The organism is Bradyrhizobium sp. AZCC 1588, assembly GCF_036924735.1.
In the GTDB taxonomy this organism is placed as follows: domain Bacteria; phylum Pseudomonadota; class Alphaproteobacteria; order Rhizobiales; family Xanthobacteraceae; genus Bradyrhizobium.
Genome location: NZ_JAZHSC010000001.1, coordinates 1,578,025 through 1,604,049, shown reverse-complemented (window position 1 = coordinate 1,604,049; position 26,025 = coordinate 1,578,025). Strand labels below are relative to the sequence as shown.

Annotated in this window: 27 protein-coding genes; 17 read left to right on the top strand and 10 right to left on the bottom strand. The window is 61.9% G+C overall.

Annotated elements, in window-relative coordinates; translation table 11 throughout:
* Positions 1-95: 95 nt before the first annotated feature.
* Complete coding sequence (locus V1277_RS07510) at positions 96-1,448, bottom strand: malonyl-CoA decarboxylase (RefSeq protein ID WP_334415640.1); 1,353 nt, start codon at positions 1,446-1,448, stop codon at positions 96-98.
* Between the two features lie 240 nt (positions 1,449-1,688).
* Positions 1,689-2,489 (bottom strand): AraC family transcriptional regulator, encoded by an 801-nt coding sequence (locus V1277_RS07505; protein WP_334415639.1) that lies wholly within the window; start codon positions 2,487-2,489, stop codon positions 1,689-1,691.
* 68 nt (positions 2,490-2,557) lie between these two features.
* On the opposite strand from V1277_RS07505, the gene V1277_RS07500 reads away from it, so the two are divergent.
* The 6 genes from V1277_RS07500 (at position 2,558) to V1277_RS07475 (ending at position 9,199) form a co-directional block, all read left to right on the top strand.
* Positions 2,558-3,751, top strand: coding sequence for an MFS transporter (locus V1277_RS07500; protein ID WP_334415638.1), 1,194 nt, complete (start codon positions 2,558-2,560; stop codon positions 3,749-3,751).
* 187 nt (positions 3,752-3,938) lie between these two features.
* Positions 3,939-4,355: a hypothetical protein gene (locus tag V1277_RS07495; RefSeq protein WP_334415637.1), complete on the top strand. Its 417-nt coding sequence runs from the start codon at positions 3,939-3,941 to the stop codon at positions 4,353-4,355.
* Complete coding sequence (locus V1277_RS07490) at positions 4,355-5,017, top strand: OmpA family protein (protein WP_334415636.1); 663 nt, start codon at positions 4,355-4,357, stop codon at positions 5,015-5,017. Before V1277_RS07495 ends, V1277_RS07490 begins: the two co-directional genes overlap by 1 nt.
* A 113-nt stretch (positions 5,018-5,130) precedes the next feature.
* Entirely contained in the window at positions 5,131-5,877 is a 747-nt protein-coding gene (locus V1277_RS07485; RefSeq protein WP_442894566.1) for a transporter substrate-binding domain-containing protein, read from the top strand.
* A 673-nt stretch (positions 5,878-6,550) separates the two neighbouring features.
* On the top strand, positions 6,551-7,402 hold the full coding sequence (locus V1277_RS07480) for a formate/nitrite transporter family protein (protein WP_334415635.1): 852 nt from the start codon (positions 6,551-6,553) through the stop codon (positions 7,400-7,402).
* 63 nt (positions 7,403-7,465) lie between these two features.
* Complete coding sequence (locus V1277_RS07475) at positions 7,466-9,199, top strand: bifunctional protein-serine/threonine kinase/phosphatase (RefSeq protein WP_334415634.1); 1,734 nt, start codon at positions 7,466-7,468, stop codon at positions 9,197-9,199.
* A gap of 162 nt (positions 9,200-9,361) precedes the next feature.
* On the opposite strand, the gene V1277_RS07470 is transcribed toward V1277_RS07475, so the two are convergent.
* Both V1277_RS07470 and V1277_RS07465 read right to left on the bottom strand, forming a co-directional pair.
* Entirely contained in the window at positions 9,362-10,156 is a 795-nt protein-coding gene (locus V1277_RS07470) for a substrate-binding domain-containing protein (RefSeq protein ID WP_334415633.1), read from the bottom strand.
* A gap of 195 nt (positions 10,157-10,351) precedes the next feature.
* A complete protein-coding gene (locus V1277_RS07465) occupies positions 10,352-11,575 on the bottom strand; it encodes a polyhydroxyalkanoate depolymerase (protein ID WP_334415632.1) in 1,224 nt (407 codons plus the stop codon).
* 175 nt (positions 11,576-11,750) lie between these two features.
* Between V1277_RS07465 and V1277_RS07460 the strand changes: the two genes are divergently transcribed.
* From V1277_RS07460 to V1277_RS07450, 3 genes are all read left to right on the top strand, one after another.
* Positions 11,751-12,404, top strand: a complete 654-nt coding sequence (locus tag V1277_RS07460) for a glutathione S-transferase family protein (protein ID WP_334415631.1) — start codon at positions 11,751-11,753, stop codon at positions 12,402-12,404.
* A gap of 262 nt (positions 12,405-12,666) precedes the next feature.
* Complete coding sequence (locus V1277_RS07455; protein WP_334415630.1) at positions 12,667-13,101, top strand: cupin domain-containing protein; 435 nt, start codon at positions 12,667-12,669, stop codon at positions 13,099-13,101.
* Between the two features lie 4 nt (positions 13,102-13,105).
* Complete coding sequence (locus V1277_RS07450) at positions 13,106-13,243, top strand: hypothetical protein (RefSeq protein WP_334415629.1); 138 nt, start codon at positions 13,106-13,108, stop codon at positions 13,241-13,243.
* Positions 13,244-13,326: 83 nt separating this feature from the next.
* Here the strand turns inward: V1277_RS07450 and V1277_RS07445 are convergent, their stop codons facing one another.
* Positions 13,327-13,560, bottom strand: a complete 234-nt coding sequence (locus tag V1277_RS07445) for a hypothetical protein (RefSeq protein ID WP_171577477.1) — start codon at positions 13,558-13,560, stop codon at positions 13,327-13,329.
* A gap of 195 nt (positions 13,561-13,755) precedes the next feature.
* Here V1277_RS07445 and V1277_RS07440 point away from each other — a divergent pair, with 195 nt between their 5' ends.
* The gene (locus V1277_RS07440; protein WP_442894455.1) at positions 13,756-14,151 is read left to right on the top strand and encodes a hypothetical protein; all 396 of its coding nucleotides are present in this window, start codon (positions 13,756-13,758) and stop codon (positions 14,149-14,151) included.
* A gap of 14 nt (positions 14,152-14,165) precedes the next feature.
* On the opposite strand, the gene V1277_RS07435 is transcribed toward V1277_RS07440, so the two are convergent.
* Positions 14,166-15,272 carry a mandelate racemase/muconate lactonizing enzyme family protein gene (locus tag V1277_RS07435; RefSeq protein ID WP_334415628.1) on the bottom strand — a complete coding sequence of 369 codons (1,107 nt, stop codon included), beginning with the start codon at positions 15,270-15,272 and terminating at the stop codon, positions 14,166-14,168.
* Between the two features lie 118 nt (positions 15,273-15,390).
* On the opposite strand from V1277_RS07435, the gene V1277_RS07430 reads away from it, so the two are divergent.
* The 5 genes from V1277_RS07430 (at position 15,391) to V1277_RS07410 (ending at position 20,929) form a co-directional block, all read left to right on the top strand.
* Complete coding sequence (locus V1277_RS07430; RefSeq protein ID WP_334415627.1) at positions 15,391-16,224, top strand: AraC family transcriptional regulator; 834 nt, start codon at positions 15,391-15,393, stop codon at positions 16,222-16,224.
* Between the two features lie 219 nt (positions 16,225-16,443).
* Complete coding sequence (locus V1277_RS07425) at positions 16,444-17,502, top strand: hypothetical protein (RefSeq protein ID WP_334415626.1); 1,059 nt, start codon at positions 16,444-16,446, stop codon at positions 17,500-17,502.
* A gap of 124 nt (positions 17,503-17,626) precedes the next feature.
* Positions 17,627-18,553, top strand: coding sequence for an SMP-30/gluconolactonase/LRE family protein (locus tag V1277_RS07420; protein WP_334415625.1), 927 nt, complete (start codon positions 17,627-17,629; stop codon positions 18,551-18,553).
* 115 nt (positions 18,554-18,668) lie between these two features.
* The gene (locus tag V1277_RS07415) at positions 18,669-19,262 is read left to right on the top strand and encodes a GNAT family N-acetyltransferase (protein ID WP_334415624.1); all 594 of its coding nucleotides are present in this window, start codon (positions 18,669-18,671) and stop codon (positions 19,260-19,262) included.
* Positions 19,263-19,285: 23 nt separating this feature from the next.
* Positions 19,286-20,929 (top strand): GMC family oxidoreductase, encoded by a 1,644-nt coding sequence (locus tag V1277_RS07410; protein ID WP_334415623.1) that lies wholly within the window; start codon positions 19,286-19,288, stop codon positions 20,927-20,929.
* Between the two features lie 218 nt (positions 20,930-21,147).
* On the opposite strand, the gene V1277_RS07405 is transcribed toward V1277_RS07410, so the two are convergent.
* The 4 genes from V1277_RS07405 to V1277_RS07390 are packed head-to-tail and all read right to left on the bottom strand — an operon-like array spanning position 21,148 to position 24,266.
* A complete protein-coding gene (locus V1277_RS07405) occupies positions 21,148-21,540 on the bottom strand; it encodes a RidA family protein (RefSeq protein ID WP_334415622.1) in 393 nt (130 codons plus the stop codon).
* On the bottom strand, positions 21,530-22,663 hold the full coding sequence (locus tag V1277_RS07400) for a DSD1 family PLP-dependent enzyme (protein ID WP_334415621.1): 1,134 nt from the start codon (positions 22,661-22,663) through the stop codon (positions 21,530-21,532). Before V1277_RS07400 ends, V1277_RS07405 begins: the two co-directional genes overlap by 11 nt.
* 2 nt (positions 22,664-22,665) lie before the next feature.
* Complete coding sequence (locus V1277_RS07395) at positions 22,666-23,625, bottom strand: tripartite tricarboxylate transporter substrate-binding protein (RefSeq protein WP_334415620.1); 960 nt, start codon at positions 23,623-23,625, stop codon at positions 22,666-22,668.
* A gap of 11 nt (positions 23,626-23,636) precedes the next feature.
* Complete coding sequence (locus V1277_RS07390) at positions 23,637-24,266, bottom strand: HAD-IA family hydrolase (protein ID WP_334415619.1); 630 nt, start codon at positions 24,264-24,266, stop codon at positions 23,637-23,639.
* Positions 24,267-24,336: 70 nt separating this feature from the next.
* On the opposite strand from V1277_RS07390, the gene V1277_RS07385 reads away from it, so the two are divergent.
* Both V1277_RS07385 and V1277_RS07380 read left to right on the top strand, forming a co-directional pair.
* Positions 24,337-25,248 (top strand): LysR family transcriptional regulator, encoded by a 912-nt coding sequence (locus V1277_RS07385; protein WP_334415618.1) that lies wholly within the window; start codon positions 24,337-24,339, stop codon positions 25,246-25,248.
* Between the two features lie 324 nt (positions 25,249-25,572).
* The gene (locus V1277_RS07380) at positions 25,573-25,869 is read left to right on the top strand and encodes an HU family DNA-binding protein (RefSeq protein ID WP_057850035.1); all 297 of its coding nucleotides are present in this window, start codon (positions 25,573-25,575) and stop codon (positions 25,867-25,869) included.
* Positions 25,870-26,025: the final 156 nt, after the last annotated feature.

Here is a 26,025-nt window from a genome sequence, read left to right as displayed (position 1 = left end):
TCCGCTCCGCAGGACCTATCGGTTGGGAAAATGCGCCGCCATCGGAAGCCATTGCGACACGATTTCGAGTTGGGCCGCGGCGAATTGAGATCCGGCTACGACAGGCGCATATCCAGAAGCCGCCGCCCTTCGGTCTTCAGCAGTTTCTTCACCGCACTTGATGCAGCGATCTCGCCCTGGTTGGCGTAGGCCTCGTGGTTCTTCTCGATGTCCTCGAGCCGGTAGAGGTAATTGACCATGACCCCGGCAGATTCCCGCAGGCCCTTGGGCGAGAGATCGCCGAGCCAGTCGATCTTCTCCAGCCGTGCGCCGTTGCCGATGTGGAAGCGGGCCACCGAATCGACCAGCCGGCCCTTCGGTGTGCGGGCTTTCAGGAAATAGTGCGCCGCCAGCGGCTCCAGCACGGTGCGCAATTGCGCGGTCAGTTCGTCATTCTCGAACCAGTCCGGCTTGTCGAGGCTTTCGAGCAGTATCCGCTCCTCATCGCCCAGCGGAACATCGTCGGCCTGTTTCAGCCATTGCATGAAGCCCGGCACCGGCGACAGCGTGATGAAGGTGTCGAGCTTCGGCAGTTCGCGCCGCAACTCCTCGACCACCTGCTTGATCAGGAAGCTGCCGAAGGAAATGCCACCAAGCCCTTTCTGCGTATTCGAGATCGAATAGAACACGGCGGTGCGCGCGCGTTCGACCGGCACCGGCTGCCGTTCGGCGGCGAGCAACGGTGCGATCGCGGTCGGAATCGTCTCGGTCAGCGCGACCTCGACGAAGATCAGCGGTTCGTCGTTGAGTTGCGGATGGAAGAAGGCGTAGCAACGCCGGTCGACGGGATCGATGCGGCGGCGCAAATCGTTCCAGTCGCGGATTTCGTGCACGGCCTCATAGCGAATGATCTGTTCAAGAATATTGGCCGGCGTCGACCAGTCTATCCTCCGCAGCACGAGAAATCCCCTGTTGAACCAAGAAGACAGCAAATGCACCACGTCGCGGTCGAGCGCGGCCAGATCCTTGTTGCCCTTCATCAGGGAAAGCAGGTCGGCGCGCATCGCCACCAGTTCGCTGGTGCCGCCGGGTGCACGGTTGAGCCGGCGGATCAGCTCCTGCCGACGCGGCTCGGAAGCAAAATGAAGATCGCTGGCATCGCTGTCGTTCGGCTGGCTGCGCCAGCTCTCGATCGCCTGCGACAGCTTCTCGCGGTCTGGGCCGAAGTTGCGGGCCAGCGTTTCGAAGAAGGTGACGCGGCCGGCGGCGTCGAGATCGTGGTAGCGATCGAGCACCTCGCGCGCCATCGCGGTGCCGGAGGCTTCGCCGCGGCCCGACAGCAGCGCTTCACATAACTCGATCAGCTCCGAAGCGTCCTGGCCGTCGTCGGACGGTCCGGCCCGCCGCAGCAGTGTGCGGCCGCGTTCTGATATCGTCGCGAGAAGATCAGAGAAAAAGGCATTGGCCATGTGGCGGGTCGAATCCAGCGGGGGTTTTGCGGAATCTTACATCGGATTTAGGTCGGTGCCGATCACAATCAAGAAGTCCAGGTCGTCATACCCCGCCACCGGGTCTCGCCTTCGGCGAGCCCGATGACAGGCTCCTGCGGCGTATCCAGTACGCCGCGGCCTATCGATTGATCATCGCCGCTTCTGGAATACTGGATTACCCCGCTTCGCTGATAATGACGACAATACAATGTCACCGCCTCATTCCTTCCCGGCGAATTCCGTCGGCGTTTTGCCGGTAACCTGCCGGAAAGCATGGGAAAACGCCGGCACGCTGGCATAGCCCAAATCCGAGGCAAGCTGCTTGACGGACACGCCTGCATCCGTCGACAGCTTCTCGATTGCCGCTGCAATCCGGGCGCGCTGGCACCAGCTCTTGAAGCTTAACTGCGTCTCCGACGAGAACAGCCGCGACAGCGTCCGCACCGAGGTGCCGACCTCGCGCGCCAGCGTTTCGATCTCATGGTCGCCGGTCGGGTCCGTCAGCACGATATCCGCGGCGCGCCGGCAGCGCGGCTCGCGCGGCAGCGGGATGAAGGTCGCCGAATCTTCGGCCTGGTCGAGCTCCATCATGACCAGTCGCAGCAGAAGCTCGGTTCGCTCGCGATCGCCGCGATCGTCGAACAAAGCCAGGATGGTCTGATGCAGGAGCGGCGACACCCGCACCACGAATTCCGCATCCAGGCTGTGGCTGCGCACTTCGCGCTGCAGCCAGTCGAGCTCGAAATAGAGCGTCCGCATCTCGATATCGGCGAGCACGTCGATCGCATGCTCCGATAGCGCGGGCACCCACACCGCACGGTCCGGCGGCACCAGCCAGCGACCCTTTGGCGTCGTCACCTGCATGGTGCCCTTCGCCGCGTAGACCAGTTGCGCCTCGCGGTGCATGTGGGTGTCGAGCCGGACGCCCTTCCGGTAGCTGTTCGCGATCATGTGGATGCCGTCGCCGGTCGAGATGCGGCGCCCGACAATGGCGGCAATTGGCTTTTCGGCGATATTCATTGGCGACATCCCGTCAGGACAACCCCGTATAACCTATTTCGGAAAATTGCGGGATTCGGGAATCGACCATGAACAGCCCAAGGAACAGCTCAAGCCGGGTGATCACTTTCGTCAACGCCGCTCACTTCATCGACCACTATTCGATGCTGATTTTTGCCGCCGCCGTCATCATCATGGGCCCGGCGCTCGGCATGGCCTATTCGGAGCTGTTGCCTTACGCCACCCCGGGCTTCGTTGCCTTCGGCGCGGGCTCGCTCGTCACCGGCTGGCTCGGCGACCGCTGGAGCCGGCGCCACATGATGGTGATCTTCTTCTCAGGGATCGGCGCCTCGATGATCGCCGTCGGCTTCGTGCAAACGCCGCTGCAACTCGGCGCGGCGCTGCTGGCGATCGGCCTGTTCGCCTCGATCTATCATCCGGTCGGCACCGCGATGATCGTGTCCTATGCCGACAAACTCGGGCGCGAAATGGGCCTGAACGGCGTCTGGGGCAATCTCGGCGTGGCGTCCTCGGCGCTGGTCACCGGCGTGATCGGGCAATATCTCGGCTGGCGCTGGGCCTTCATCGCGCCGGGAATCGTCACGATCCTGATCGGCGTGGCCTTTGCGCTGATGGTGGTGCACGAGGACCGAACCGGCACCAGGCAGGCCGCAGCGCAGGCGCGGGTGGCGAAAGAAGACATGTGGCGGGTGTTTTTGGCGCTTTTGATCGTGGTGATCGCGATATCCACGACGTTCAACGCCATCACGGTAGCGATGCCGAAACTGTTCGCCGAGCGGCTGGCCGGCCTGACCAACAGTCCGGCCCTGCTCGGGGTGATCGCGGCCGGCGTCTATGTGTTCGGCGCGATGACGCAATATACCATCGGCAAGCTGATTGACCATTATTCGCTGAAGGCCGTGATGCTGCCGCTGTCGTTCTTGCTGGCGCCGTTCATGTATTTTGCGGCGACGCTGTCGAACCTGCCGCTGATCATCGCCTCCATCGGCATCGTGATGGGTGCGTTCGGCCAGGTCACCGTCAACGACGCCATGGTCGGCAAATACACCACCGAGGAATGGCGCTCGCGCGCCTATTCGGTGCGCTACTTCGTCGGCTTCACCGCGGCCGGCGCCTCCGTCGGCCTGGTGGCGTGGCTCTACGAAAAGGGCGGCTTCGTCACCATGCTGCAGGCGTTCGGCGCGCTGTGCCTCTTGGTGATCGTGGCGGCGATCATCCTGCCGCGGGAGATCAAGGTACCGGCCGCGCAAACCGCGCCGTGAAATCACTAATCATTTGATCATGCACCACTTTCCGTCATGGAAGGCGGGCACGAGGCCGGCATGACGAACGGAGATACTGGTGCTTGCGACCCGCGACGATTTGTTGCGGCGCAATAGCTCCGCTGTGCGGCCGTGAACTCAAACAGAACACTTGACCATCGCCACCCTCCTTGTGTGAGGTGAGCGCATGACCCGAATCCGGTTTTTCCTGTTCATCATTGCGATATTTATGCCTTCGCTGGCGACGGCGCAGACCATGAAATTCGAGGAGGCCGCGGCCATGCTGGCCGCGAGCTGCGGCAAGGACATCGATGACAATTGCCGCGGCGTCAATCTCGACGCGACGCGCCTGAAGGAGTGTTTGGGCCGCAACCAGGACGTGGTGTCGGCGAAGTGCAAGACCGATTATCCCCAGGCCCTCGGCGCCATCCAGCAGCGCATTATCGCGCGCACCTCCCTTGTGAGACTGTGCAATTGGGAATTGAACCGCTTCTGCGGTGAGGTTCGGCACGATCCTGTCAAGGGGCTGCAATGTCTGTTGGAATCCACCAAGAAGGCGACCCCGAACTGCAACAAGGCGATCAGCGCCGCGGGGTATCACTGATGCTTGGGGGAGAAAAGCTGTGCGGCATCGGTCTCGCGCTGGGCGCCATGGCCGCCTTTGCCCTGCCGATAACGGCGGGGCGGGCGCAAACCGCCATGTCGAGCGGGGACATCATTGAGAAGCTTGCCGTCGAAGCCGAGTCGGATATCGACCTGGCTGCGTTGCGCCAGCAGGCTGCCGACCGCATCAAGGCGAGAGCGGACGCCCAGCCGCAGAAGCGCCCGCCGATCGCGCCGCAACTGACGAAGCTGCCGCAAATCCGTGTCGACGTCGTGTTCGACCAGGATTCCTCCCTGATCCGACCGGCCTCCTATCAGACCATCGGCAGCATCGCGGACGCGCTCACAGATCCGAAGACGCGGCCCTATCGCTATCTGATCGTCGATCACGTCGAATCCGCCGGACGGCGCGACCACAATCTGATCCTGAGCCAGCGGCGCGCCGAATCGATCCGCGACGTTCTGGTGAACACCTTCAAGGTATCGCCCAAACGACTTCAGGCGCTTGGTTTAGGCGAGGAACAGTTGCAGGACGTCAATCGTCCGGCATCATCAGCCAATGCGCGCGTCCAGATCATGGCGATCGGCAAGTTCGAAACGGCCGAGCCGGCAACGCCGGCTGCGGCTCCAAAAGGCGCCGCTGCGGCAAAAAAGAAGCGCTGATCATCCGTGAAAGGGGTGAGCGCGACGCCAGCGATCGGCTGGGGAAGGAGCTCCCGATGTTCAATCAACTCTCGCCGGCAACGGCCGGTCTCATGCTGGGATTGACGGTGATGATGACGATGCCTGCCGCTGCCGATGCCTTGAAGGATGAGATTGCGCCGACCGGCAAGCTGCGGGTGGCGATCGCGATCAGTCCGGCCGGCGGCGCGTTCTGGTCGACCAAGACCGAAACCGGTTATGCCGGCGTGCCGGTCGATCTCGGCAAGGCGATGGCGGAGCAACTCGGCGTCCCCGTCGAATATGTCGCGCACAACAATTCCGGGCAGATCGTCGATGCGGCGTCGAAGGGCACCTGGGACATCACCTTCCTGCCGAAGGATCCGGAACGCGAGGGCAGGATGTCGTTCGGACCGATCTATGAGGTGTCGGATGCGACCTACATCGTCAAGCCTGGCTCGACGGTCACGAATTTCGCAACACTCGATCAGCCCGGGATCAAGGTCGCGGCGGTCAACAATACAACCACGATGCGCGGCGCGATCGCGCATTTGAAGAACGCCAAAGTCACGGGCTACCAGACCTACGACGAAATCTTCGGCCTGCTCAAGAATGGCCAGATCGACGCGTTCGCGCTGTCGCGCGATCAGCTCAACGCGATAGCAAAGAGGATTCCGGGCACACGCGTGCTGGATGAAACCTTCAAGCAGACCGTGACGGCGGTGGCAGTGCCGCCCAATCATCCGCTGTCGCTGGCGTTTGCGGTCAAGTTCCTGAACGAAGCGATCTCCAACGGCACCCTGCGCAAGGCCTATGACAATAACGGCCTGAAGGACCGGCCGGTAAGGACGCAGACGAAGTAGAAGCTTACTCCGCTGTCGTCCCTGCGAACGCAGGGACCCATAACCACAGGATTGAGTTGTCAGAAGCGCTGGGGAGCCAGCGTTCGCAAAACTTTGTCCTGTGGTTATGGGTCCCGGATCGGCGCTCGCTGTGCTCGCTTGTCCGGGACGACGACGAGTTTTGCGGATTCAGATTTCATTGCGAGGAGAATGGATGGCGCCGTGCCGCGCGCGCTTCGGCACGACGAGGCGCTGCAGCAGGCGCCAACATCTGTGCAACTGCACAAATACAAGGCAGCCGTTCCTCTCCGGGCACCGCGCGATAGGGCCATAACCACGTAGAAATACGCGCCTTTTTGAGCCTGCGGCTCGATTTCGGGTTGGCACATCGATTGCTTAATCCTGTCTCAGTCAATGACGACTGCCGTCCGTTCGGATTGCCAAGGCCAGCGTTGGCCGAAGGCGTTGGGATCAAGCGGCCTCGCGTGAGGCGCTTCGAGCAGTCTTCGGGACCACCTCACGATAGCTCGCGCATCCTCAGTTCCTGATCGGGCATGACCTGCGTCGTTTCTGTGCCGTTCAAAGGCGGCGTGGGATCTGTCGTGCACGAGGGCGGTAAGATTTTTCATTTTAATCGGTGCACGGCTGCGCAGCATCCGGCGCGCTTCAACGTTGTCTCGAAAGGGGAACTGGAATGGCCTATCTCGCGCCTTCGGAATTCGTGACCAAGATGGTCGACGCCGGAGAATCCAAAATCTTCATGTCGACGCGCGATACGGTCATCCGCGCCTACATGGCCGGAGCGATCCTTGCGCTTGCCGCGGCGTTTGCGATCACCATCAACGTGCAGACCGGCGTGCCGATCGTCGGCGCCGCGCTGTTTCCGGTCGGCTTCTGCATGCTGTATCTGCTCGGTTTCGACCTTCTCACCGGCGTGTTCGTGCTGGCGCCGTTGGCGCTGATCGACAAGCGCCCTGGCGTGACGCTTGGCGGCGTGTTGCGCAACTGGGGCCTCGTCTTCATCGGCAATTTCGCCGGCGCCTTTACGGTCGCCGTGATGATGGCGATCGTGTTCACCTTCGGCTGGTCGCAGCCGCCGGACAAGGTCGGTCAGGTGATCGGCACGATCGGCGAGAGCCGCACCGTCGGCTATGCCAACCATGGCGCGGCCGGCATGCTGACGCTGTTCGTTCGCGGCATGCTCTGCAACTGGATGGTCTCGGCCGGCGTCGTGGGCGCGATGATTTCCACCCACGTCAGCGGCAAGGTGATCGCGATGTGGATGCCGATTATGCTGTTCTTCTTCATGACCTTCGAGCATTCCATCGTGAACATGTTCCTGTTCCCGTCCGGCCTGCTGCTCGGCGGCAAGTTCACCTGGTGGGACTACATCTTTTGGAACGAGATTCCGACCGTGATCGGCAACCTCGTCGGCGGTCTCGCTTTCACCGGGCTGACGCTGTACGCCACTCACGTGAAGACTGGTCCGTCGCGCAGCGCGTCGGCTGCGGCATCTTCGCGGCCGTCTTCCCGCATTGCCGCTTGATCTTTAAGATGAGGATGGGCCTCTCCTCGCCAGGGGAGAGGCCCATTGTCGTGAAAGCCGGGAATGCCGCGCGAGCTGAAAATATCGGTCGGACAATTTTCCGATAAGGGAGCCAAGGAAACCAACCAGGATTTCCATGGCGTCCTGATCCCGGACGAGCCGCTGCTCAGCCTCAAGGGCATTTCCATCGTTCTGGCCGACGGCATCAGCACGAGCAAGGTCAGCCGGGTCGCCGCGGAATCCGCGGTCAAGGGGTTCTTGACCGACTATTACTGCACCTCGGAATCCTGGTCGGTGCGCACCTCGGCGCAGCGCGTGCTGGAGGCGACCAATTCCTGGCTGCATTCGCAGACGCGCAGCCAGTATGCCTATGACAAGGACCGCGGTTACGTCTGTACGCTCTCCGCCATGGTCATCAAGTCGACCACGGCGCATCTCTTTCACGTCGGCGATTCCCGCATCTATCGCCTCTCCGGCAACACGCTGGAGCAACTGACCAACGATCACCGTATCGTCATCTCCTCGCAGCAGAGCTATCTCGGCCGGGCGCTCGGCGTAAATCCGCAAATCGAGATCGACTACCAGATGTTGCGGGTCGAGCCGGGCGATGTCTTTGTGCTCGTGACCGACGGCATCTACGAGCATCTTAGCGCCCGTCGCATTGCAAAGGCGGTGAACGAAGGCGGCGCCGATCTCGATGCGGCCGCGAAGGGGATTGTCGACCAGGCTTTTGAAGCCGGCAGCAAGGACAACCTCACCGTCCAGATCGTCCGCGTCGATGAGGTGCCCGACGGCGCCGCCAGCGAAGTGTTCGCGCAGCCGCATGAACTGCCGCTGCCGCCGCTTCTGGAGGCGCGCACCGTGTTCGACGGCTACCGGATCGTCCGCGAGCTGCACGGCTCCAGCCGCAGCCACATCTATCTTGCCGTCGATATAGAAACCGACGCGGTGGTCACCATCAAGATCCCGTCGATCGATTTGCGCGACGATCCCGCTTACCTGAAGCGGTTCATGATGGAGGAGTGGGTGGCGCGGCGGATCGACAGCCCGCACGTGCTGAAACCCTGCCTGCTGCAGCGCAAGCGCAATTTCCTGTATGTCGCGACCGAATACATCGACGGTCAGACGCTGACACAATGGATGATCGACAATCCGAAACCGAGCCTGGAAGCCGTGCGCGGCATCGTCGAGCAGATCGCCAAGGGCTTGCGCGCCTTCCATCGCAAGGAGATGCTGCACCAGGACGTCAGGCCCGACAACATCATGATCGATGCTACGGGCACCGTGAAGATCATCGATTTCGGTTCGACGAAAATCACGGGCGTCGTGGAGGCCGAGCCATCCGGCATCCGCAATGACATTCTCGGCACCCAGCAATACACCGCGCCCGAATATTTCCTCGGCGAGCCGGCGACGATGCGCTCGGACCTGTTTTCGCTCGGCGTCATCACTTACCAGATGCTGACCGGAAAACTGCCTTACGGCGCGCAGATCGCAAAGGCGCGGACCAGATCGCAATTCAACAAGCTGGCCTACCGCCCGGCGTCGCATGGCGACCGCGAGTTGCCGCAATGGATCGACGGCACGCTCGAGAAGGCCGTGCACCCCAATCCCTACAAGCGTTACGACAGTTTTTCGGAATTTCTGTTCGATTTGCGCCACCCCAATGCGAACTATCTCTCGACGTCACGGACGCCGCTGATCGAGCGCAATCCGCTGCTGTTCTGGAAAAGCACGACCGTCGTGCTGGCGCTCGCCGTGATTGTGCTGCTCGCGATGCAGCACATGCATCGGTGAAGGCATCATGTCCCGGACGCGGCGCAGCGCTCCTGGCGATGCGGAGCATCGTCCAGTGCGCTGCTCCGCAGAGCCGGGACCCAGACCGACGTGGACCCCGGATCAGCAGCGCATCACGCCGCAAGGGCGGCGCGCTGCGCAGCATCCGGGGAACGCAGAGTGCTAGTTCGTCGAGCCCGCCGCAATCGGATCGAGCCCGCTCTTGACGATCTCGGGACGCGCGGCGGGTGAGGCGAGGAACTTGATCAGCGCCCTGCCGGCCTCCGGCTCCTTCGAGACGGTGGCGATCCCTGCGGAAAACACCGTGATCTTCTGCAATTCGTCAGGCAGCGGGCCGACGATCTCGATGCCTTCCACCGGCTTCAATTCGCTGATCTGCTGGAAGCCGATCTCGGCGTCGCCGCGCGCGACGATCTCGCCGACCGGCGTTGCCGGAATCTTCCTCGCTTTGTCCTTCATGGCTTCCGTAATGCCGAGCTTTCCGAACATCTCGGTCGAGACATAGACGCCGCTGGCGCTGTCGGAATAGGCAACCGTTTTCACCGCCAGCAGCGCGCGCTTGAGCGCGTCGGCCGTGTTGATATCGGGCTTCGGCGTGCCCGACTTGACGGCAACCCCAATCGGCGACTTGACGAGATCGACGCTGGTGCCGGCAGTCACTTTGCCCTTCTTGGCGAGATCGTCGAGCGCATAACCGACCATGATGAGAACGTCCGCCGGTTCGCCGCGCTCCAGCCGTACCGGTATAGCATTCGTGGTCGTTCCCATCGACGGCCCGTAAGCGGTCAGCACCTTGTGGCCGGTGCTGCGCTCGAATTCCGGAACCAGCGCCTTGTAGGCGGCGGACAATCCGCCCGAGATCATCACCCGCACCTCTGCGGCTGTGGCTGTGACGGTCAGCAGGAGTGCGCTGAGGATGCCGAGCGCCGTAGCGCGGAGATTGATCGAAAGACGCATGATGGTTTCTCCCGAGGCGACTCTTGAACGGCCGGCCTTGGAAGAATGTTAGCGTACGAAGCGAAAGGCGGCCAGAGCCACCAGCCGTCATTGCGAGGAGCTCAGCGACGAAGCAATCCATGCATCCGCGAATGCGGCGCGATGGATTGCTTCGCTTCGCTCGCAATGACGGGGAGAGAGCCGCGCAAGCCCCGCTCACGAATTCACATGCACGAAATCCCGCAGCAGCGGATAGATCTCGTTGTTCCAGCGCTTGCCGGAGAACACGCCGTAATGGCCGACGCCGGCCTGCATGTGGTGCACCTTGCGATAGGCGCGCACGCCGGTGCAGAGGTCTTGCGCCGCCAGCGTCTGGCCGATCGAACAGATATCGTCCTTTTCGCCCTCGACCGTCATCAGGCCCATGCGCCGGATCGCGGCCGGGCTCACCGGCCGGCCGCGATGTTTCAGTTTGCCCTGCGGCAACAGATGCTCCTGAAACACGTCGCGCACGGTCTCGATGTAAAACTCCGCCGGCAAGTCCATCACCGCAAAATATTCGTCGTAGAAGGTCTTGATGATCGCGGCCTTTTCCTTCTCACCCTTGGCGAGATGATTGGCGAGGTCGATGTGCTGCTTGATGTGGCGTTCCAGATTCATCGACACGAAGGCGGTGAGCTGCACAAAGCCGGGATAGACTTTTCGGAACGCGCCTTTGCACTGCACCGGCACGTAATTGATCAGGTTTTTCTCAAACCAGTTGATCGGCTTGCTCCTGGCGAATTCATTGACCTTGGTCGGCTGGATCCGGGTGTCGATCGGCCCGGCCATCAGGGTCAGCGTCGCCGGGCGGGCGGGGTGATTATCCTCCGACATCACGGCGGCCGCAGCCAGCGCCGAGACCGACGGTTGGCAGATCGCCACTATGTGCGCACGCGGACCTATCTTGTCCAGGAAGGTGATCAGGTGATCGGTGTAATCCTCCAGCCCAAACCGGCCGGCATGAAGCGGAATGTCGCGCGGATTGTGCCAGTCGGTGATGTAGACGTCGTGGTCCTGCAGCAACGTCTTCACGGTACCGCGCAATAGCGTCGCGAAATGGCCGGACATCGGCGCCACCAGCAACAGCCGCGGCTGCTCCGGCGCGTTCTCCTTCTTGAAATGCAGGAGCGAACCGAACGGGGTGGCGAAGGTGACTTCCTCGGTTACCTCCAGCTCCCGATTGCCGACCAGTACCCTGTCGATGCCATAGGCTGGCCGGTGATAGGTGAGGGAGGAGCGCGAGATCAGTTCGAGCGAAGCGGCCAGCCGGCCGAACAATTTGTCGGAGACGCCCTGCGGCACCAGGTTGAGATATCTGAGCGCCGCTGCTGCCCCGGTCCGCCATGGCGACGTCAGGTCCATGTGGTTCTGATAGGCCTGGTACATCATTGACATCATTCACATCAGCCCCTGTCCCGTGAGGCCATGCAATATCGACGCCACAGCGGGCCCGGCCGCCTCTAAAACTGGCACGTGGTTTGCTGCGCAAATGCCCAGCGCACAGGCATTGGCGGTGGCGCGGTCGGCCGCCCTTGGCTGTGCAAGAGGCGTTTTGGGTTCGAGGGAAGGCCATATGGCGAAGACCACACTGACCATCTCCAGCAAGAATTACTCGTCCTGGTCGCTGCGCGGCTGGCTGCTGGCGAAGTTCTCAGGGCTTGAGTTCGAGGAGGTCATCACCGCTCCCGACGATGCCTCAGCGCGGGCTGAAATCCTGCTGCTGTCGTCGTCGATCCTGGTGCCGTGCCTGCGCCACGACGGCGCCACCATCTGGGATACGCTGGCGATCGCGGAATATCTCAACGAGGCGATGCCGGACGCCGGCCTGCTGCCGTCCGACCGGATCCGGCGCGCGCATTGCCGCTCGATCTGCGGTGAAATCCATTCGGGCTTCACCACGCTGCGTGCCTCGCTGCCGGTCAACCTGAAGGGCCATTTCCCGGGCTTCAAGATCTGGTCGCGCGCGCAGGCCGATATCGACCGGGTCTGCACCATCTGGCGCGAATGCCTTGCGGAAGCAGGCGGGCCGTTCCTGTTCGGCGAGCGCACCATGGCGGACGCCATGTACGCGCCCGTTGTGACCCGTTTCATGACCTATGACGTCAAGCTCGAGCCCACCCTCGCGGCCTACGCCGCGACCATCATGGCGATGCCAGAGATGCAGGAATGGATCGAGGCTGCCAAGGCCGAGCCGGCCGATATCGAGGAACTCGAAGTCGAATATTAGGCAAGCCGGGTGAGCTTTGCCCGTTTTGATGGCGGCGCAGGGCCCGGTCATTCGCCATTTTTTGCAAGCTACTGAAACCGGATTTCTGCCTCCGGCCAAGCGGTTCACTGCACCGATGCCGGCCAAATCGCTGCATTGCAACCCGACTGGCGTGGATTTCGCATAGCAGCATGCAGCCGTGAACGCGACGATGCGACGCTGCCGAAAATTTGGACGCTCTTCGCCTGTCGCGGTCCCGCCAACGCGAACCGTGGAGGCTTCGATGAACAAGCAGGCCGTCGTCAGCAAATTCTCTCACGTCAAACCCGGCGATACCGAGTTCAAGGGCGGAGGTCTGCGCGACTTCTTCCTTTATCGCGATCTCGGCATCGCCGATGCCACCGGCGGGCAGGTGATTTGCCACCTGGTCAAGGCCAACCCCGACTTGCCGCCGGAAGAGGGCACCGGCTGGCACAAGCACGAATGCGAATTCCAGATCGTGATCATGACCAAGGGCTGGGCGCGCTTCATGTATGAGGACAAGTCGACCCTGGTGCAGGCCGGCGATGTCGTGCACCAGCGGCCGGGCATCACGCATTACCTGTACGATTACTCGGAGGACATGGAGTACCTCGAGATCGTCGGCCCCGCCGACTTCAAGACCATCGACGTGCCGCCTGCCGTCGACAAGGTGCCACCGCCCACGCCGTGGAGGTGACCACATGTCATCCGCCGAGGAATTAACCTTTGTCGTCGGCCGCTGGCTGCGGCCGATTGCTGTGGTCCTTTATGTGGTGCGCCGGCTCGGACGGCGCCCGACATCTAGCCGTGAACAGGAGCGTACGGCGCTAAATCAGTGATTCGGGCCCGGTTCGTTCCATCGCTGTTCCGAACCTTAAAGTCCCGCGCGCGTCCGTCGCATTTTGACGCAATCTGCGACGGGTCAGGGCCTATCCGCGGCGTTTTCAGATCTCGGCCGCGGCAGTCGCCAACCGACCACGGTTGCCTCGACCATGCCGCCGGTCCTGTCATTACGCCATTGACCGTCGATCCATCGGCAGGCGAACGGCAGTTGATAGGTTCCGCTGTGATCTTCACAAAGAACTTCTACCGGCAGGTTCGGCGGCGGGTCCCCGTTGCCGTCGAACTGCGCCAGTCGTTTTTCACGCGTTGCCATACAATCAATCTCCACTGCCGCAGCCGACAAACACACCGGTTTGAGGTGCGGCGAAATCCATCCACTGTTAACGGGATGAAGCACAACGCCTGAATGAGGTATCAGTATGGTATCTCTGGGGACAGGGCCCTCCTTCACGCAAATTGCCGTGATAGACGTTCCCCTGCGTGAGATGCTTTTGGAACGAGGATTTGGATGATTGCTCCGACGCCCAAGATCACGATCGTCGCCATCGCGCTGCTGATGGCTTTGTTGCCGGCGAGCGTCCACGCGCAGGACGTTCCCGGCATCGAGATCTGCACCGTCGAAAAAGCCATGGAGCGGCGCACCTCTTGCCTGCAGAGCAATGTCGACTTCCTGCAGAAGACGATTACAAAACTCACCACCGATCATCAGCAGAGGATTGATGCCAGTAACCGGCAGATCGAGGCGCTGAAGAACGCGGTCATTGGCTTGCAGAAGCTGGTCGGCGAGTTGCAGGCGGCGCAGAACAAGGCGGCGGAGGATGCGAAGAAGGCCGTCGCGCCTGCCGCGAAGGATTCGGCGCCTGCTGCGAAGGATGCGGTGACGCCGAAAGACGGCACCAAGTAAGGCTGTTCCGCGGATTACGCCACGCGGTATTGCTCCATGACGGCCTTGTCCGGTTCATAACCGAGACCCGGCCCCTGCGGCACCTCCACATCGCCATTGGCATCGACATCGATGCGGCCGCGCCACAAGCAGGCGGCGCGCTTCATGGAGAACACCTCGACAAAGCTCGCGTCGTCGCGCAGCGACATCAAGTGCAGCGTCGCCAGGAAGCCCGGCCCGAAATACGGCGAATGCGGCGCAAGCCTGACGCCGAATTCGTCGGCCAAGGCAGCCACCTTCAGATATTCGGTGATGCCACCGACCTTGATGACGGAAGGTTGCGCATGGCTTACCGCGCCCGCCTTCATCATCTGCCTGAACTGATGAGCCGTGCAGGCGTTCTCTCCAGCCGCAACGTTGAGCCCGCCCTTGCTTCGCACTTCGGCTAGCGTTGCAAAATCTTCCGGCGGCCAGACCGGCTCTTCAAGGAACATCGGCGCGGCGTCGCGGCAGGAATGCGCGAAGGCGATCGCCTCCCCGCCATTCAGCGGACAATTCAGGTCGACCATCAGCGGAATGCCGGCGCCGATCGCCTGCCGTGCGGCAAATACTGCAGGCGTGGTGGTCTCATGCAATTTGATCGCCTTGTAGCCCTGCCGCAGCGCGGTCTCGCATTCGCTTGCGATCAGCTCCGGCTTTCCGATTCGCAGCAGGCTCGCATAGGCAGGAATCCGAGTGCGCCTGGCTTCGTCGATCAGGCGGTGCAACGGCACGCCCTTCGCTTTGGCCGCAAGGTCCCACAAGGCGATATCGAGCGCCGATATCGCGAACATCGTAATGCCATAGCGGCCGAACAGATGCAGGTTGCGCTGGATCTGTTCCATGAAGGCGGGAATACCGGCCGCATCGGGAACCTCGAGGCCCTGCGCCTGCGGCGCAATCATTTCCTCGATGGCGGTGGTGCTGGTTCGCGGGCAGACATAGGCGAAGGCATCGCCCCAGCCGGTAATCCCGGCGTCGGTCGAAACTTCCACCATGACGATTTCCAGCGCCGAGATGGCGGACGCGCCTTGCTTGAAGCTCGCGACACCGGCGTCATAGGGAATACGGATATGATGCGCCCGGACATTGGTGATCAGCATGGTACCCTCCGAAAGCGTTCCCTACCTTGTCAGTGGCACGATCGAAGAGCAAGGACTGTCAAATCAAGCGGGGCGCAATCGCCGATAATACGAACGCTTCGCATGAAAGCTGTGAGCCATGAATCCAGCCCAGAAAGCGCTCTGGTACATCGAAAGCCATCTCGCCGACCCGCTGACGCTCGATGAGATCGCGAGCGTTGCCGGCGTCTCGCGTTTCCATCTGGTGCGGGCGTTTGCCGCCGCGACCGGCGTTTCGGTCATGCGTTATGTGCGCGCCCGCAGGCTGACCAAGGCGGCGCAGGCACTCGCCGCCGGCGCGCCCGACATTCTCAGCCTCGCGCTGGATTCGGATTACAGCTCTCACGAAGCTTTCACCCGCGCGTTCCGCGACCATTTCGGCTTAACGCCCGAAGCGGTCCGCGCCACAACGTGCCTCGATCATCTCAAGCTTCAGGAGCCCATCATGATGGATTCAACCCTGCTCGATACTCTCAAGCCGCCGCGTTTCGAAACTTCCAAGCCGTTGCTGATCGCCGGCATCAGCGAACGCTGCACGCATGAGAACGGCGGCGCCGGCATTCCGAACCAGTGGCAGAAGTTTCACCAGACAGTCGACGCCATCCCGAATAGGGTCGGCAAGGTAGCCTATGGCGTCTGCTGCAATGGCGACGATTCCGGCTTCGATTACATTGCCGGCGTCGAAGTCGCCGACTTCTCCGACCTGCCGCGCGAGTTCGCCCGCGTGCGGATTCCGGAGCAGAAGTATGCGGTGTTCACCCACTCAGAGCACATCTCGACCATCCGCCGCACCGTCAACACGATCTGGAATCACTGGCTCCCGGCATCTGGCATGAAGGCGGCAGATGCGCCGAGCTTCGAGCGCTACGACGAGAACTTCGATCCCGCCACCGGCAATGGCGGGCTGGAGATCTGGATGCCGGTCAAGGAGTAGGAAAAGGGTAGTCGGATGGGTGGAGCGACTTGTCCACGGTAGCTCAACGAGCGTAGGCGGAAGCGATACCCATCATCCCTTGCGGGCCGCGATTTGATGGGTTTCGCTTGCGCTCTACCCATCCGCTGGCCCCAATCGAAACTTTCGGTTTAGCTTGGTCTTAACGAACGCTGTCTAAGCATCTTAGGCTCGCTCGAAATTGCACCGAAGGTTTGCGATTTGGCGCACTCCCGTTTCCTGCGCTTTCTTGTCGGCACCGGCGTGGCGGCGCTCGTCGTCCTGGCGTATCCCGTCGTGGCGACGTTCGGCTGGCTGCTGGGCGGCCTGCCGGGCCTGATTCTTGGTGCCGCGCCTTCGCTGTTTGTCTATCTCGTCGTCTGGTGGGGCTTGAATTGGCTCGTCCTGAAACTCGGGATGGTCGCTGGGTTTGACCCAGCCACGCGGCAGGTTCGCTGGATCGCGAACCTTGTTCCGGTTGCCATATTGCTTGTCGGTGCGTTCAAGATACCGGGCATGGTGAACGCGCCGCATGAGCAGGAGATCGCGCAACTCCAAGCTACGGACGTGCAGTCCCCGGGCGTCATCAAGCTGCCCGCAATCGTCGCGATCGAACTGCCAAGCTCTTCCCATAGCGGCCGGCGAGGCGAGGGGCCCTATTGCGAAGCGCTCTGCCTGCGTTTGCTCTACAATGGCGCTGTTGCTCGCGTCATCGCCGCCGCAAGATATCCCGATGGCAAGATCGAACGCGCCAGCTATCGCATCGAGCGCCGCGATCAATGCCCGAAGCCCGATTTGCCACGCAGCCTGATCGTGTGGCCCGAACAGCATCTTGCGTTGCGCGGCACAGGGCCCAGGAGAGTTGAGGACCGTGTCCAGGCACGCATTTCCGCCGGCGAATGTCTGGTCCGCGATGCCGGGCGTATCGAGGATGCGGAAGCGATCATTTCAGTTCGCAACGCTAAGGCGGGCGCCGACATTTTTCAGGGACCTTGGAATCCTTGGCTCGACACTGTAGGCGCGCGGCGCCTGGAAATTGTCGAAGCCGATGGCCGCGTGCTTTATCGGCGCACGGAAGTCACCGCCGCGCTGTTGTCGACGCCCTTGCGATCCACGGCGGGGGGCGGTCTGCTCACGACCGTCACTTACGCGGGATTGGCACACGGCAGGGCGGATATGCAGCCTCTTGGGCCGGACGCGCGGGATATCCTGCCCGGTCTTCTGGGAGAGGAAGCCTCACGCCCGCCGGACCTTCCCGACACGGCGCGCCCTAGGCGATAGCTGGTGTGCAGGCCGTCGGGTTGGCAAGCGATGACGGCTTTGCCATAACAGCCGCAACGAATTGTTGCGCGTGCGGGGCCGAGCCAAAAATCCGCCTGCAGCCAAAAGCAAGCCGGGAGGATTCATGGCCGATATCCGCGTTCTCGCCACCGATCTGGAGTTTCCGGAAGGCCCGGTTGTCATGCCGGACGGATCGGTGGTGCTGGTCGAAATCCGCGGCAAGCGGCTGACGCGGGTTTATCCCGATGGGCGCAAGGAGGTCGTCGCGCAAATTCCCGGCGGCCCCAATGGCGCAGCGTTCGGCCCCGACGGCAAGATGTACATCTGCAACAATGGCGGCTTTAGCTGGATTCCGACCGGCAAGATGATCATGCCGGGGCCGCAGCCCGATGATTATCAGGGCGGCTCGATCCAGCGCGTGGATCTGCAGAGCGGCAAGGTCGAGACCGTCGTCACCAAATGCGGCGAGCATGCGCTGCGGGGGCCCAACGACCTGGTGTTCGACAAGCACGGCGGCCTCTGGTTCTCCGACCTCGGCAAGCGCCGCGCCCGCGAGATGGATGTCGGCGGGTTCTATTATCTCAAGCCGGGGATGACGGAGGTCGTCGAGGTCGTGCACGGCGTGCTGCCCGCCAACGGCATCGGCCTGTCGCCGGACGAGAAGACAGTGTACATCGCGGAGACGCCGACCGCGCGGCTGTGGGCCTATGAGGTCTCCGAGCCCGGCACCATCAAGCCGCGCGACGTGATCTATCGCGGCGAGCGCGGCAAGCCGATCGCGGGGCTGGGCGGCTACCAGATGTTCGACTCGCTCGCCGTAGAGGCCAACGGCAATGTCTGCGTGGCGACGCTGGTGTCGGGCTGCATCTCGGTGATCGCGCCCGACGGCACGCTGGTCGAGCAGGTGCCGACGGGCGACCGCGTCACCACCAACATCGCCTTCGGCGGGCCGGAATTGAAGACGGCGTACATCACGCTGTCGGGCAAAGGCGAACTGATTGCGATAGACTGGCCGCGGCCGGGACTGGCGCTGAACTTTTTGAATAGGTGAACCATCCACGTCATTGCGAGCGAGCCGAAGCGAAGCAATCCATACCGCCACTGGGATAGATGGATTGCTTCGTCGCTTCGCTCCTCGCAATGACGAGGAGAGAACGGAGTTTTGAATGGCCTTTCTTGAACCGGTTACCCTTCGCGGCGAGCACGCGCGGCTGGAGCCGTTGTCGCACGATCACATCGATGGCCTGGTGGAAGCGGTGAGGGACGGCGAGCTGTGGAAGCTCTGGTACACCTTCATTCCGACCGCCGAAAACATGAAAACGGAAATCGACCGCCGGCTCGGCCTGTTCGCGGCAGGATCGATGCTGCCGTTCACGGTCTATGACGCCGAGGGCAAAATCGCGGGCATGACGACCTATATGAATGTCGATGCCGCCAACCGCCGCGTCGAGATCGGCTCGACCTGGTACGCCAAACGCGTGCAGCGCAGCGCGCTCAATACGCAGTGCAAATTGCTGCTGCTGACGCACGCGTTCGAGAAGTTGAATTGCATTGCATTGGAGTTCCGCACCCATTTCTTCAATCACCAGAGCCGGCGCGGCATCGAGCGGCTGGGCGCCAAGCTGGACGGCATCCTGCGCAGCCATCAGATCGCGCCGAACGGGACATTGCGCGACACGGTGGTTTACAGCATCATTGCCAGCGAATGGCCGACGGTGAAGGCGCATCTCACCTATCAACTCAACGATAAGCCGCGGTAACAAGCCGCGCCAGAAAAGAGACGATGGAAACGTTCGATTATGTGATTATCGGCGCGGGCTCCGCAGGCAGCGTGCTCGCCAACCGGCTCAGCGAAGATTCTTCCAGCCGCGTCTGCGTGCTCGAAGCGGGTGGCAAGGACTGGCATCCCTACATCCATCTGCCCGCCGGCTTCATCAAGACGTTCCACATGAAGAGCGTCAACTGGGCCTATCAGCAGGAACCGGGGCCGTGGACCGGCGGGCGCAGCATCTACGCGCCACGCGGCAAGACGCTGGGCGGATCATCCTCGATCAACGGCCATATCTACAACCGCGGCCAGCGCCAGGATTTCGACACCTGGGCGCAGCTTGGCAATCGCGGCTGGGGCTATCCGGACATACTGCCGTATTTCAAGCGGCTGGAGCGGCGGGTCGGCGAGGGCGACGAGACCTATCGCGGCCGTGACGGCAGTCTCATCGTCACCACGATGGATTGGCAGGATCCGCTGTGCGAGGCGTTCATGGAAGGCGCCGTCAGCCTCGGCATCCCCAAAAATCCCGATTACAACGGCGCGATCCAGGAGGGCGTCTCCTACTGCCAGCGCACCATCCAGAACGGCCTGCGCATGAGCGCCGCGAAGGCGTTCCTGCATCCGGCGCGGAAGCGGGGCAATGTGGATGTGCGGACGCACGCCCATGTCACCAACCTCATTTTCGAGGGCAAGCGCGCGGTCGGCGTGCGTTATCTCCGGGGCGGCAAGGGCGGCACGCCCGTCGAGGTGCGCGCCAACAAGGAAGTCATTCTTTCCGGCGGCGCCTATAACTCGCCGCAGGTGCTGCAATTGTCCGGCGTCGGCTCGCCCGAACTGCTGCAGTCGCACGGCATCGAGGTCCGTCACGCGCTGCCCGGCGTCGGCGAAGGCCTGCAGGATCATTACGCGCCGCGCTCGGTCGCACGCGTCAAGAACATCAAGACCATCAATGAACTCAGGCGCGGCCTGAGCCTGTGGGTCGAGGCGCTGAAATGGGCGACGACGCGGCGCGGGTTGCTGTCGCTGTCGCCGACCATGGTCTATTGCTTCTGGCACTCCGGCGAGACCACCGAAAGCTCCGACCTGCAGCTCACCTTTACACCGGCGAGCTACAAGGAGGGCGTGCAGGGCCAGCTCGAGGACGAGCCCGGCATGACGGTTGCCTCATGGCAGCAGCGCCCGGAGAGCCGCGGCTATGTCCGCATCCGCTCCGCCGATCCGTTCGCGCCACCGATCATCCAGACCAATTATCTGGTGGAAGAGATCGACCGCCGCGTCGTCGTCGCCGGCATGAAACTGGCGCGCCGGTTGCTCGCTTCAAAGCCGCTCGCGCCATACTACGCCTATGAGGATTTCCCGGGGCCGAAGGTGCAGAGCGACGACGAATTTTTGGCCGCAGCCACCGAGCGCGGCACCACCACGTTCCATCCCGGCTGCACCTGCCGCATGGGGCCGGCGGATACCAAATGGGCCGTGGTCGACGACCAGTTGCGCGTGCACGGCCTGCAGGGCTTGCGCGTCGTCGACGCCTCGATCATGCCGCGCATGATCTCGGCCAATCTCAACGCCTCGACCCTGATGATCGCCGACAAGGCCTCCGACATGATCCGCGGCAAGACGGCGCTGGAAGCGGTGAGATTTCCGGTGCAGGTCTAGGCCGTGATGAGATTAGGTACTGGATACGAGAGTTGAGACGCCTAAGCAGAAGTTAGTCCGGCCAGCCGGCGCAAGGATCAAAAAGGGCCTTACGTTGAGTCCGTATTGGGGCAATCGCGTTCTGTCGGAACGGACGCTTCTGGCGCAGAGCGGACAGGCCTCGCGTATGGGTCCTCGCTAAAAATCCGGTAATGTCATTCGGCGCGCTGATCGCGCTTTTATTGCGCTATGCCCGCCACTGCTTCGATCTCGACACGAAAGCCGTAGTGCAACGTCGGGACGGGAACGACCGCGCGGGCCGGTCGGACGGCGCCGATCCATTCGGAATAGATGCTGTCGAAGGCCGGCCAGTCATTGATGTCCGTGACGTAGACGCGAACATGAATGAGCTTGTCGACAGCGCTGTTTGCCGCCTCCAAGGCCGTCGCGAGATTGGCCAATGCTTGACGCACTTGGGTCTGAAAGTCCTTGTCAGCAAGCCTCGCACCATTGGCGGAGATCGGCAATTGTCCAGACACAAAAACAAAAGCACCAGCTCTCACAGCATGACTGTAGTGCCCACCGGGAGCCGCCATTCCGTGAGGTTCCAGGTAGTCAATGTCACCAGCCATTAAACCTCCGCCATGTTTCAATGCCGTTGTCCGTGGCGGCGTGATATTCGGAGAATTGCGCTCCGGTTGCACAGGCGTGATTCGGGAGTATTCGAAGTCGTGTGCCAATCGGGAAGCGATTTTCAAGAGAGATGAGACGTCCGTTCGTCGCGGCGAGGATCCCATGTTCCTGATTTGCCGCGATCATGACCAAGTCTCCCTTGAGCGGGTGCCCCGCTAAGTCGCATGCGATCCCGTATCCGTAATCATGGCGCTGACGAGCAGTGCCGCGGTCTCGGCTCATCGCCATCCATCCGGCATCGACGATGATCCAGCCTTTTTCCGACTGATGGCCGACCACGGTCGTCAGCACAGAAAGTGCAATATCGTCGATCGCGCAGACGCCGACATTCGTCATGAACAGGTCGAAGAACACATACACGCCGCATCGCACTTCCGTAACGCCGTCCAAGGCGCGGGCGGACAGTGCTGTCGGGGTCGATCCGACGCTCACTATCGGGCAGGGAAGGCCGGCAGCGCGAAGCCGTTCGGCCGCGCGTACGCTCAAGGCACGCTCCTGCTCCGCCAAGTGCTCCAAGGCCTCGGGATCGTCGAGTTCATAGGAATTTCCGGCATGAGTCAGCACGCCGCAAAGTGTGGCGCCACCGGTGTGAAGAATGCGACCGATCTCGATGAGACGCTCATCCTCGGGGCCCACACCTGAGCGGTGCCCGTCAGTGTCGACTTCGATCAGGACTTCGAAAGGATCGCGATACGACTGCGCCTCGATGATTGCTTGCGCAGCCTCGACCGAGTCGACCAGAATTTTGAGACGGCAGCCCTGATCACGCAGTCCTTGGGCTCGGCTGAGCCTGTGCGGAGCGATGCAGACCGCGTAGAGAATGTCGTCGTAGCCCGCGGCAAAAAACTCCTCGGCTTCACGCAGGGTCGAGACGGTGATGCCGTTCGCGCCTGCGGCGCGTTGCCTGTCGGCAACAGCGGCACATTTGGTCGTCTTGACGTGGGGACGGAAACTGACGCCCAAGGCGCTCATCCGGTCCTGCATGCGGCCGATGTTACGCTGCGTGCGCGCGACGTCGATGACGGCAGCGGGCGTTTCGATATCCGAGAGAGATGTGGTCATGCTTAGTCCAGATATTCGCCCTTGGCGCGCAGCACTGGTACGTCGTGCTCCAGCCCTTGAGCGATCAGCGCGCTGACGGCGCCGGGCTCGAGATCAGCTCCCCGTGGCAGTTCGACACCAACCGCCGTCATTTGCCGCGTCACATCCGGGTCGGCGAGTGCTGCGCGCAAGGCGTCATTTAATTTCTGACGCACCGGCGCGGGCGTTCCTTTCCGCACGAAGATCGCGTTCCAGGAGCGGAGGTTCACGCCCGGATAGCCGGCCGCTGCTGCAGTGGACACTTGAGGCGCCTGCTGCAGGGGCTGATCACTCAGCGCTGCGATTGCCTTGACCGTTCCGCCGAGCACTTGAGGCAGCGCGGTGGTGGTCTGGTCGCACAGGAAATCCACGTGACCACCCATGAGATCGTTCATCGCTGGGGCAACGCCGCGATATGGAACATGGGTGATGTTCAGTTTCAGGTTCGACAGCAGCAGAACGCAGGCATAATGCGAAATAGATCCGACGCCGGCGCTGCCGTAGGTGAGTTTCTCGCGGTTGGCACGGGCATAGGTGACGAAGTCCTGTAGATTGGACGCCGGCAAGCCCAACTTCGCGACAAGAAGCGTTGAGGCCATCCCAGCGAGGCCCACAGGCTCGAAGTCGGCGACTGGGTCGTAAGGGAGGCGCTTGAAGAACGCGACATTCGCGACATGTGTGCCGATGGTGCCAAAGCCGAGCGAGTATCCATCCGCGGGCGCCTTTAGCAACTTGGTCAGGCCGATGGTGCCGCTAGCGCCGCCGATATTTTCCACGACGACGGATTGCTTCAAGTGGGCAGCCATAGCCTGAGCCACTGCCCGGCCAAGCGCATCGCTCGGGCCACCGGCGGGAAACGGAACGATCAGCGTCAATTGCTTCTCGGGAAACCCCTGAGCCGTTGCCGCAGAGATGTTCAATCCGACCGCGAACAAGGCCGCCAACGTGCGAGATATCATGAAAAGTCCTCCAGCCACGGAATGAGGTCATCGAGGTTCGCGGATTCTCTCTCGGCCACCGGTGCGCCATCGGGACGCGCCAAGCCCACGCGATTGTGCCAATAGGTGCGCAGCCCGACGGCTGACGTGCCGATGAGGTCGTAGCCGGACCCTGCGACAAACGCTGCGTCCGCGGCCGACACGCCCAGCATGTCCAAGGCCAGACGATAGGGGCGGGTGTCGGGCTTATAGAAGCCGGCCTCCTCCGCGGTGATCACGACATCCCATTGCGCGCGGAGGCGGGCGGCGGCCATTCGTCCAAGGCGCGTCGAGCAATTGGTGACGACTGCCAGGCGCGTTCGTCCGGCCAACCGGTCGAGCGCAGCCTGCGCGCCGCTCCAGACGGGGAGGGACTGCCAATTTGCTTCGAGGGCGTCTACCACCGACGGAGCGAGACCGGTCGTGCTCGCAGCCTGGCGGACCAGATCCTCGTACGGGACATAACTCCCGCGACCATATGTCAGGCGGAGATACTCGGCCCTCCAGGTTCGGCCCGATGCTTCGGATCCGGCGGAGGCATTCCAGACGCTCCAGGAATCGAGGAGCGCGGTGAGAAGATCGAAAAGAACGGCGCGTGGCATGGTCATGTCAAACCTCTATCATCCCGACGATCAGTTGTGTTTAAGTAGGATTATCTCTTTCCTTCAGGAAAATTGAATGATCGCGCTTGAGGATTTGCGGTTTGTGGTGGCCCTGAGCCGAACCGGCTCGCTAAGCGCGGCGGCGAGGGCGCTCGATGTCACGCCGCCGGCTCTTTCCATGCGATTGAAAAAGCTGGAGGCTGTTCTCGGGGTCAACCTTGTCGTTCGCAACTCCCGGGGGCTGCGCTTCACGCCGGAAGGCGAACAACTTGTCCATGAAGCCCAGTCGCTGTTGGCGCGTGTCGATGTGCTGACGGACAGTCTCAGCGGTGGCGTATTTGCTGGCCCCCTACGGGTTGTCGCGCCGTTTGGCTTCGGCAGGATCCATGTCGCGCCCGTCATGGCGGCATTCATTCGCGACTACCCGCAAGTGCGCGCGACGTTGGATCTTTCCGAAGCGCCCTGGAACAGCAATGTTGAGGCTGACGTCGTCATCCATATTGGAACAGTCCGGGACTCCTCGTGGGTTGCTCATCTTCTTGCCCGCAACGCGCGCTGGGTATGCGCCAGTCCCAGCTATCTTCGACGACGCGGAACGCCGTCACACCCTCGAGAGCTGGCGCAACATGCCTGTCTCTCCGTTCGCGAAAACGAAGAGGACGTGACGCTGTGGCGCTACAAAAATAGCCACACATCATCCCGGCGATCAGAGGCGCTTCGAATAAGTCCGGCACTCACGAGCAACAATGGCGAGGTTGTTCGCGAGTGGGCCGTCGCGGGGTTGGGCGTCGCACTCAGGTCCGAATGGGACGTAGCACCATCCGTCAAACGTGGCGAACTGCGTCGGCTGTTTGTTGAATATGAGTTCGAAGGCGCCGACATTCTGGCTTTGGTGCCAACGCGTCGCGGGGTCTCAGCTCGTGTTTCGCATTTTGTTGAAAGCCTGAAAACCCGCTTTCAACCGAAGCCGCCTTGGCGAAGTGTTTGACAGCGTGACCATCCGCTACTCGGACTGCGCTCGAAGCCGCCTCGTTAACGGCAGCTCGGTCCGAGCGAGTTGACCTTTTTGCGACGGTGAGAGGCCATGGCTAGAGCACGGGAAAACGTCCGTTGTTGGCGCATAGTAGCGAAGTGAGAATACACTCCGAGCTGCTCCTTGCGTTTTGGATCTCGATAGGTTTTAAGCCCGGTGACTTCATAACCACAGGTATGAACGAGAAGCGAACTGCGTGGCTTTGCCGCGTTTTAAGCAGAGTGCCCCCGGTAGCTCATGCGCTTTAGCCTGTTCTGAGCCTCCACAAAGGAATCCATTATGGCCAAGATGACCAAGAATCAGTTGATTGATGCAATTGCAGAGGGAACGCAGGTTTCCAAAGGAGACGTAAAGGCCGTCATCGAGCAGATGGCGACTGTGGGCTATAAGGAACTGAATGAATCCGGCGAGTTCGTCATTCCTGGCTTCGTCAAAATGTCGGTCGTGAACAAGCCTGCTACTGAAGCCCGCAGCGGTGTGAATCCTTTCACGAAAGAGCCTATGGAGTTCGCGGCCAAGCCAGCCAGCAAGTCGGTCAAGGCGTCACCCCTGAAGGTTGCTAAAGACGCGGTTTGAACCGGGCGGATCGGTTGGGGCGTGTTCGTTCGCCGGAACTGTGGGCAACTTCCATCACACCCTGGACAGGCACCTCCACCCGCACACTATGCGCTCCGAGACGGAATCTCTGGAGGTCCTAGGGGCGCGCAGTCTCGCAAAGGCCATGTGGAATGA